Origin of the sequence: Vibrio sp. 10N.222.55.C6, from assembly GCF_041473395.1 — a bacterium.
GTDB lineage: Bacteria > Pseudomonadota > Gammaproteobacteria > Enterobacterales > Vibrionaceae > Vibrio > Vibrio crassostreae_C.
The window spans coordinates 1-430 of sequence record NZ_JBFRSD010000117.1; the positions used below are offsets into that span (position 1 = coordinate 1).

General features: G+C 47.4%; 1 pseudogene. It reads right to left on the reverse strand.

The window, feature by feature from the left end:
• Nucleotides 1-430: pseudogene (locus AB4486_RS22810) on the reverse strand (acetyl-CoA C-acyltransferase); the annotation flags it as partial.

Here is a 430-nt window from a genome sequence, read left to right on the forward strand (position 1 = left end):
CTCATCAAGCGGTAAGTCATGCTGCTCTGACAATTGGTACATTACGCCAAGAGCTTGTGCTGCAAACGCTTCATTCAATTCAAACAAATCTACTTCTTCTAGAGTGAGATTCGCCTTATCAAGCGTTTTAGAAACGGCTTCTACTGGGCCTAAACCCATAATCTTTGGATCTAATCCAGACTGTGCGTAGCTCGTTAGCTCTACCAGTGGTGTCAGTCCGTATTTCGCTACTGCACTCTCTGAGGCTAAGATGATTGCACTCGCGCCATCATTGATGCCCGAAGCGTTACCTGCCGTAACAGACCCTTCACGGTCAAAAGCTGGACGAAGCTTTTGCAGACCTTCGAATGTCGCGTCTGACTTCGGATACTCATCGGTATCAAAAGTGCAGGTTTGTCTGCGCTGCTTAACTTCTACAGGCACGATTTGC